General features: G+C 69.3%; 5 protein-coding genes, 1 tRNA gene and 1 pseudogene. 3 read left to right on the top strand and 4 right to left on the bottom strand.

Annotated features, from left to right (window positions below; translation table 11 throughout):
- The coding region (locus tag BSTEL_RS11175) for a DivIVA domain-containing protein (RefSeq protein ID WP_034530442.1) at window positions 1–776 on the bottom strand (776 nt) is incomplete at its 3' end.
- A gap of 251 nt (window positions 777–1,027) precedes the next feature.
- Here BSTEL_RS11175 and BSTEL_RS11180 point away from each other — a divergent pair.
- A tRNA-Val gene (locus BSTEL_RS11180) sits at window positions 1,028–1,101 on the top strand.
- 56 nt (window positions 1,102–1,157) lie between these two features.
- On the opposite strand, the gene BSTEL_RS11185 is transcribed toward BSTEL_RS11180, so the two are convergent.
- Entirely contained in the window at window positions 1,158–1,574 is a 417-nt protein-coding gene (locus BSTEL_RS11185; protein WP_034530445.1) for a DUF3052 domain-containing protein, read from the bottom strand.
- Between the two features lie 103 nt (window positions 1,575–1,677).
- Window positions 1,678–2,523, bottom strand: coding sequence for a YlbL family protein (locus BSTEL_RS11190; protein WP_034530447.1), 846 nt, complete (start codon window positions 2,521–2,523; stop codon window positions 1,678–1,680).
- 170 nt (window positions 2,524–2,693) lie between these two features.
- On the opposite strand from BSTEL_RS11190, the gene BSTEL_RS11195 reads away from it, so the two are divergent.
- Complete coding sequence (locus BSTEL_RS11195) at window positions 2,694–4,358, top strand: zinc-dependent metalloprotease (RefSeq protein WP_034530444.1); 1,665 nt, start codon at window positions 2,694–2,696, stop codon at window positions 4,356–4,358.
- 252 nt (window positions 4,359–4,610) lie between these two features.
- Here the strand turns inward: BSTEL_RS11195 and BSTEL_RS11200 are convergent.
- Window positions 4,611–6,184: pseudogene (locus tag BSTEL_RS11200) on the bottom strand (ATP-dependent helicase).
- A 144-nt stretch (window positions 6,185–6,328) separates the two neighbouring features.
- On the opposite strand from BSTEL_RS11200, the gene BSTEL_RS11205 reads away from it, so the two are divergent.
- Window positions 6,329–7,292: phosphotransferase (locus BSTEL_RS11205; protein ID WP_051923099.1), on the top strand; the 964-nt coding region annotated here is incomplete at its 3' end.

Raw genomic sequence — 7,292 nt, forward strand, 5'->3', positions numbered from 1 at the left:
GGCGCGTCGGCGCCGTCGGACTGCGGGGCCGCGGGACGCTGGTATTGGGCGTCCGGGGAGAACAGCGGGGCGATGCCGTCGACCGACGCGGGCGCGGCGGCCGGCGCGACCGCGGAGGCGGCGTCATGCGCGCCCTCGCCGTCGGACGTAACGTAGTCGGCGACGCGGTCGAACGATTCGATGCGGCTCAGCAGCTGCACGCACGTGTTGAGGAAGTAGTCGACCTGGCGCTCGTCGTACCCCTTCTTGCCCTTGCGCTGCGTGAACACGGAGTTGGAGACGAAGTCGGCGGTGATCTTGTCGAGGTCGCGCACGTCCTTCTTGGACACGCCGTCGAGCCCGAGTTCGGCGGCCGCCTTGTCGGCGATCTGGTCGGCGAGCTTGTCGACCTGCTTGCGGTCGTAGGAGGGGGTGCGCGGCTTGCCGGAGCCGAAGCGCTCGCGCTCGCCGCGGTCGAGATGCTTGGCGATCTCGCGGTACAGCTCCTCGGTCTTCGCCTTCCATGCGACACGGCCGTGCTGGGAAATCTCCCACGTGGTCTGCTTGTCGACCACGGCGCGTTCGAGACGGGCGAGCGCGGCGTCGACCTGCGCGATCTCGTAGCCGCCGCGGGTCAGGTCGAAGGAGACGTTCTGGATGTCACGCTGCGTCAGCTGCGCGCCGTCGCTGTCGTACAACGCGTGCGCGCGCTCCAGAAACGCGTCCACCTGGGCGGGGTCGTAGCCCCACTTGCGCTTGCCTGCCCTGGGGATTCCGGCTTCGGATTGCTGCGCCATGGGCTATCAACCTCCTAGAGGAACGAACGATACTGTCTGCCACCTTACGTGATTGTTGAGACGCAATCGCGTCCGATCGCGCGAATCGCAGGGAACAATCACGTCACATTCACCACCGGGTTCACGTTTCCGGGGTGTTTTCGCGCGCGACGGCGCGCGTGTCCCCCACCGGGCGCCCGCGCAGGCGCCGCCATGAGCCGTGACGCGGCTTCGCGTGTTTCGTCGCGGCTTACGCTATGGTGTTGCGGTGCGGGCGATTAGCTCAGTCGGCTAGAGCGCCACCTTTACACGGTGGATGTCGGGGGTTCGAGCCCCTCATCGCCCACGATGCGGGAAGAGGCTTGGAATCGGATGATTCCAAGCCTCTTCGCATACGTACGGTCAGCGGCCCTTGCCGTAGGCGCGCAGGTGGATGCCGTTCCAGTCGGGGCTCACGGTGATCGGCGTGGCCGCGTTCATGCCCGCGGTCTTCGCGGCGGACTGCACGGTGCTGGAGCTGGCGGCGCCTTCGCGGCCGGGCTTCGGGGTGAGCACCCACAGCGGGCCGTCGTCGCCGAGCACGGCGTACGCGTCGACGATCGTGTCGGACAGCTCGTCCTCGTCGTCGCCGTCCCGCCACCACAGAATCACGCCGTCCACGGCGGAGTCGTAATCCTCGTCGACGAGATCCTGCCCGGTCAGATTCTCGATCTTCTCACGGATCGAATCGTCCACGTCGTCATCCCACAGCCATTCCTGCACGATGTCGCCGGGTTTAAACCCAAATTCCTCAGCGTTCTGTGATGCGGTTTGATTCACGAAGACCACAATACCAACACTTGGCGAACAGGAACGTTAACACACGGGGAAAAATGAGACGGACGCACGCGCCACGGCGCCGCGGACGCCCCGTCCGCGCATCTCACTTCACCACGCAGTGCGGCAGGGACTCCCCCTTGCCCTCGCCGATGGCGACGAGCGCCGCGTACGCCTCGTCGATCGTGGAGACGCTCACGTCGCGCAGCCCGTCGGGCACGTGGCCGACGACCTCGTCGCAGTTGGACTTCGGCGCGAGGAACCATGCGGCGCCGTCGCGTTTCGCGGCGATCATCTTCAACCGGATGCCGCCGATGGCCCCCACCTTCCCCTTCGCGTCGATGGTGCCGGTGCCGGCGATCGTCCTGCCGCCGGTCTCGTTCTGCGGGGTGATCTTGTCGATGAGGCCGAGCGTGTACATCATGCCGGCGGACGGACCGCCGATGCCGTCGACGTGCATCTCGACCTTCATGCCGGACACGTCGACGCCCTTCGCCTTGAGGAAGCGTTTCGCCGCCTTGACGGCGTTGTCCTGCGAGGAGGACATCTCGCGCTTCGTCTCCTTCTGGTACTCGTCGGTGGACTGGCCGGCGGGCACGACCGCCTCGCGCGGCGTGACGACGCGCTGCGGGTCGAGCCATGACCAGATCACCTCCGCGTTGGTCAGCGGATAGCCGGGCACGCCGTTCGCGGAGATCGTGACGAGCAGGAGCCTGCCGGAATCCTTGTGCGTGGCGACGCCGGTCACGCCGATCATCTGCGACGTCCCATTCCCCTCGCCCGTGTCGACCGTGCCGAGCACGTCGCGCGTGGGCCCGGGCCATTCGGTCGAATACGCGCTCGGCAGGCACAGCGTGACCACGCTCAGCGCGACGGCCGCCGTGCCCGCGAACCAGCGGGGCGAGCGGGCGCGCACGTAGCGCAGGAGCCTGCCGAAACGGGTCAGGTGCATGGTGCCGTCCGGTTCGACGTGCCCGGTGAGCCCGTAATACGACAGCAAGTTGGAAAGGAAGGACATATCGCGCATCATACCAGTGCACGCTTTGCGCGAAACATGCGCGGGACACCCTAATATGGACGGCAGGAAACGCAACCCGACGGCGACAGACAAGAGGATCCGATATGGACGAGAACGCAATCCACGAGTGGCTGATCAAATGCTTCGGCCCGGTGCAGGGCGAGATGGCGTGGCAGCAGAGCTCCCAGCTGCCCGATTCGATCCGCGAACAGCTGATGAGCCAGGATCCGAGCACCTTGCCGAACCCGGCGGAGGTGCAGCAGATGATGGCCGCGTTCACCGCGGGCGGCCTCAACACGATGGGCGACATGAACCAGGTGGTCGAGGAGGGGCCGATCAACGTGAAGCTCGCCCGCTCGCTCGCCCTCCAGCAGGCGAACGCGGACGGCTCGCGCACGAGCGTCACCGCCGCCGAGGGCGCGGCGGTGCGCCGTGCGATGAGCGAGGCGAACCTGTGGCTGGACACGGCGTGCGAGTTCGATCCGGCACCCGGCGAGCCGCAGGCGCTCACCCGCGCCGGCTGGGTGGAGGACACGCTCGACGCGTGGGCGAAGTTCGCCGCGCCGGTCGCCTCCTCGATGGGCGAGGCGCTCGCCTCGGTGATCTCCGAACGTCTCGGCGGCGCGTTCGACGGCGAGATCGCCGGCATGTTCGCCGGCCCGGTGCCGATTCCGATTCCAGACGGCATGAAGGACCCGAAGCAGCTGGTCAAGCTGCTCGGCAACACGTCGTTCGCGATGCAGCTGGGGCATGCGGCCGGCTCGCTGAGCCGCGAGGTGCACGGCGGCTTCGACCAGGGCATCGCGCTGCTGTCGAACCCGGCGGGCGCGCTGGTCGCGCAGAACGTCGAGGAGTACACGAAACAGCTCAACGGCGAAGGCTCCACGGGCACCAGAGCCGCGGACGATGCGGGCTCGGGCGACACCGAGGCATCCGCCCCGATCGGCTTCACGTCGGCGAAGACCGCCGACCACCCGGCCGCCGACCGCTCTTCCTCCGACCACCCGGCCTCCGATCCGGAGACCGAGGCCCTGTTCGACGACATCGTGCGCCCCGACCCGATCCCCGCCGAGGAGGTCACGGCGTTCCTCGCCCTGCGCGAAGTGGCGCACGCACGCCTCTACTCGGCCGTACCGTGGCTGATGCCACGATTCGAGGCGCTGATCGGCAAGTACGCGCGCGGCATCTCCATCGACCTGGACGCGATGGAGGAGCAGCTGCGCGACGCGGGCGCGCTCGACCCGGATTCGATCTCCGGCGCGGTGAACCTCACCAAGGTCGGCATCCCGGACACGCCGGAGCAGCGGGAGGCTCTGGCGGCGCTCGAATCCCTGCTCGCGATGGTCGAGGGCTGGGTGGACTGCGTGGTGTGGCGCGCCGGCATGGCGCACATCCCGCACATCGAGCAGCTGCGCGAGATGATGCGCCGCGAGCGCGCCACCGGCGGCCCCGCCGAGCGCACGTTCGAAAGCCTGCTGGGTCTGGAGCTGCGTCCGAAGCGCATGCGCGAGGCGGCCGGCATGTGGGAGATGATCACCTCCGCGGAGGGAGTCGAGGCCCGCGACGCGAAATGGTCGCACCCAGACCTGCTGCCCGTGCTCGCGGGCGAGAACGGCACGGCCGCGCAGCCGGGAGCCGCGGGGAACGCGGGCTCCGGTTCGGACGGCGACGGCAAGGGCGGTTCGAACGGTGCCGGCGGGTCCGGTTCCACCGGCACCGATTGGGATGCGGAGCTCTCGAAGCTGCTCGGCGAGGAGGGCGACAAGTAGAGTCCGGCGGTGGACCACCCCCACCCGCTTCGCGGGAGCCCCCGCCAGCGGGGGCGGGAATAGGAACCGGCATCGCCAACGGCCCCGCTAGCGTGGGCCGGAATAGGAACGGAACCGGCATCGCCGACACCTCGCCGGCATTCCGCCCCCCCCCCCATTCAACGGCCCGACAGCAGCCCGCTAACACCCCGTCGGCACCCCGTCCCCGTTGTCGGGCACGTCAACGGCACGCCGGCGGGGGCGGGCGCCGAGTCAGCTGAGGAAACGGCTGAGGCGTCGGGACTGGGAGCCTAGGCCCTCCTTGGTGCGGGCGTAGGAGACGTGGAGCGTGTCCTCGGCGCGCGTGACCGCCACGTACATGAGGCGGCGCTCCTCCTCCAACGCGTCCCCCGGCTGCGGCGAACCGTAGGGCATGAGCCCCTCCGAACAGCCGATCACGAACACGTGCTTGAATTCGAGGCCCTTCGAGGCGTGCACGGTCGACACGGTCACGCGCCCCAGCTTCGCCGCCAATCGCCGCGCCGCCGCGGCATCGGACGTCCCCGCGCCGGCGGATTCCCGCGCCGCCCGCGATTCCTGGGCCTCGTCGCGTTCGCGCAGTGCCTCCACCATCGCGAGCCGCGCCGCCATGTCCATGTCCGCCACCGGCGAGGCGGACGCCCAACCGTTGTCGCGCTTCACCCGGTAGCCGATCCCCGCATGCCGCAACGCCGCGCAGCAGACGGCCTGCTGCGCGTTGATGCGCGTGAGAATCGCGCAATCCGCCGGATCGACGCCCTGATCGACGAGCCGGCGGATGCGCATCGCCACGCCGCGCGCCTCCTCCTCGTCCGTCTCGTACACGGTGCGTTCGATGCGCCGCCCGCCCTCGCGCGCCGAGACCAGCTTCAGATACTCATGCCGCACCGGCGAGGCGGCGAGGATCCGGTTCGCATAGGAGACGATCTGCGGCGTGGAACGGTAGTCCGTGTTGAGCGAAACGTCCGCCGCAAGCGGCTTGAACTCGTCGGCGAAGGCGAGCAGATCGTAGCTGGACGCGCCGGCGAACGAGTAGATCGTCTGCGCCGGATCGCCCACCACGCACACGTTGCGGTTGTCGCCCAGCCACAACCGCATCAGCCGATGCTGCAACGGCGAGACGTCCTGATACTCGTCGACGGTCAGCCAGCCGACCGACCGGCGGATCGCGGCGGCCGCCTCCTCGAAATCCTCGATCACATGGCAGACCATCAGCAGGATGTCGTCGAAATCCATCGCGCCGCGCGCCGTCTTCTCCCGCTCGTACGCGTCGTACACGTCGGCGAACCGCTCCGGTTCGAGACCCGCGGGGCGGCACCGGCCGGTGACGGCGGCGACGCGCGTCACCTGATCGGGCGCGACGAGCGAGATCTTCGCCCAGTTGATCTCGTCACGGATCGCGCGCACCGTCGCGTCGTCCTCGTCCACGCCCGCGTCGACGCGGTGCAGCGCACGCGCCGCGACGTCGCGCGCGTCCTCGACGAGCCGCGGGAACGGCGCGTCGCACACGTCCGTCCACACGCGGCGCAGCTGGCGCAACGCCGTCGCGTGGAACGTGGACGCCGTGACCTGCTCCCCCACGCCGAGCGACGCGAGACGCACACGCATCTCCGCGGCCGCCTTGACCGAGAACGTGACGGCGAGCGTGCGCGACGGATCCCACGCGCCGGTCGCGCACGCATGCGCGATGCGGCGCGTCACCGTGCGCGTCTTGCCCGCGCCGCGCCCGCGACGATCCGCACCGGACCGTCCAGCGCGCTCGCCGCCGCCGTCTGCGCCTCATCCAACCCGTCAAGCAACCTGTCCATGCCCTCATTGTGGCACACCGCGCGGCGCACGCGGCCGCCCATGCCGGCACGTGCGCGCGACGACGCCCGAAAACCGTGGCGTCGCGGGCGCTACCACGGGGCGGCGTGTACTAATGTGGGAGTGTGACAGAACGTAATGAACTGATGCTGGCGGCCCTCACCTCCGCCGCCCTGCCGTCCGTCGTCGTGGCCGGCGTGTTCCCGGGGATGACGCACGCCGACGGCATCGACCAGGCGCAGGTGCGCGACGTGACCGGCAAGACGTACGACGTGTACGCCTCCAACACCGAGGCGGGACGCAGGAAGCTCGCGGCCAGGGTCAAGGCGGCAAGGGCGCTCGCCGAGGCCCGCGAGCCGGGCGGACTCGGCTTCGCGCTCGACCGCGTGCTCGGCTTCGCGCCCGGCACCGACCCGAAGGGCCCCACCGGCGACACGGCCGTCATGGTGGCGATGCATCAGGACGGCGTCGAACGCGACCTCAACTTCCTCACGTTGGACGACTGCGCGGCGATGGGCACGGCGATCGGCGCGATCCACCGGCTCAACCCGTCGTTCCTCGGCCCGGCCGGCTACCCGGCGTACGTCACCGGGCAGATCCGCGCGCAGCTGACCTCATGGATCGCACGGTTGAAGAACGCGGGCCACGTGCCGCCGGAGATCACCTCCAGCTGGTCGAAGATCATGGAGACCGAAGGCCTGTGGGCGTTCAACACGTGCATGGTGCACGGCGGCTTCGAGGACGGCGACGTGCGCTTCAACGGCTCCACGATCACCGCGATCAACAACTGGCAGCGCATGCAGGTGAACGATCCGGCGCGCGACCTCGCGTGGATCTTCTCCAAGCTCGACGAGGCGCACCGCAACGCGGTGCTCACCGCGTACGGGCGCATGATGGGCAATCGTCTCGACGGGCTCATCATGCTGCGCGCGAACCTGTGGGTGCAGATGGAGCAGGTCGGCGACTTCATCCAGGCGGTCAAGCGCGCCGACTCGCAGCAGATCATCCGTTTCAAGGCGCAGGTGGATCGTCTCGCGCACCAGCTGGCGCTCGCCGCGCGCGCTGCCGAGCCGAAGCCGGCGTCGTACCGTCCAGGCGCGCGTCGCGCCG

This window comes from Bifidobacterium stellenboschense, assembly GCF_000741785.1.
Classification (GTDB): Bacteria; Actinomycetota; Actinomycetes; order Actinomycetales; family Bifidobacteriaceae; genus Bifidobacterium; species Bifidobacterium stellenboschense.